Source organism: bacterium (assembly GCA_024226335.1).
In the GTDB taxonomy this organism is placed as follows: Bacteria; Myxococcota_A; UBA9160; order SZUA-336; family SZUA-336; genus JAAELY01.
This window is the reverse complement of the sequence record JAAELY010000261.1, coordinates 1-1,301: the sequence shown is the minus strand read 5'-3', so window position 1 is coordinate 1,301 and position 1,301 is coordinate 1. Positions and strand designations below refer to the sequence as shown.

At 59.2% G+C, this 1,301-nt stretch carries 1 protein-coding gene; it reads left to right on the top strand.

From position 1 onward, the window contains the following. Positions 1-269: 269 nt before the first annotated feature. A partial coding sequence (locus GY725_13485) for a proline dehydrogenase (GenBank protein MCP4005197.1) occupies positions 270-1,301 on the top strand: 1,032 nt, incomplete at its 3' end.

The following is a 1,301-nucleotide window of genomic DNA, read 5'->3' as shown; positions in this document are numbered from 1 at the left end:
GGGGCCTGTCGACTACCTGCTTCATGGAAGCTACTCTATCGCAAGGACGACAAGTGGGTCGAAGTCGCGGACCCCAGTGGTTATGGCTCCGAAGGCGATCAGTATAACGCAACGCAATTTAGGCCAGTAATGACCGATGGCATGCGCATCGAAATCCAGCTACAAGAGAAGTGGGCCGGTGGTGTTCACGAGTGGCGGGTTCAATAAGGAAGAACAAAGTGGGAAATACAGAGACGTCGGTGGGCGGTCGCGAGCCGCTTCGTGGTGGCATGGCCTCGGTGATCGAGGGCTTCCAACTCGATGAAAACTCTCCCTATCCCGAGAACGTCCAGAAGGCGGTCTTCCTCGCTCGATTTTTGCAGGATCGAGCCAACGAATTGCAGACCCCGCAAGAGAGGCGGCAGCAAGCGGAACTCGATCGGATGATCAAGGCCCCGGAAGACAAGGCGACCTTGATCGAAATGACCGACCAGGCGTTTCGCGCGAAACTGCCGCGTCGCGCCGTCGATCAACTGACGCACATTCTCGACGTCCAGGGAATCCCACGGTTCTTTTCCGTCGTCGATCGAACGCTGCTGCGGGGGTTTCAGTCGTTCGGTGGATACCTGCCCGGTGTTGCCGTTCCACTCGTGAAGGGATACATGCAGAAGGAGACGGCCAACGTCATCCTGCCGGCAGAACACGACAAGCTGGCGGCGCACCTGAAAGCTCGCCGCGAGGAAGGCGTTCGAATGAACGTCAACTTCCTCGGCGAAGCAATCCTCGGGGAGAAAGAGGCACAGCGGCGACTCGAAGGTTACTTGGCCGCCCTGCAGCAGCCCGAAATCGAAGTTGCGTCGGTGAAGATCTCGACGATCTTCTCGCAAATCTCGTCGCTCGCCCGGTCACACACGGTGGCCACGATCAGCAAACGCATGGAGCTTCTCTATCGGGCGGCGGCCCACGGTCGCTTCACGCGGGCCGACGGGCAGGTGGTGCCAAGATTTGTGTACCTGGACATGGAGGAGTACCGCGATATGGACCTGACGGTCCGTGCGTTCATGCAAACGCTGGATCGTCCCGGACTGAAGGACGTTGCGGCCGGTATCGTGCTGCAATCGTACACGCCCGATTCATTCGCCCAACAGTGCAAACTCAATGCGTGGGCGCGTGACCGTGTCGCGTCGGGCGGCGCTCCCATCACCATTCGATTGGTCAAAGGCGCCAATATGGAGATGGAGCGGGTGGAAGCCTCGCAACGCGGCTGGCCACAAGCCCCGTACAAGAACAAGCGTGAGACCGATGCGAACTTCAAGCGAATG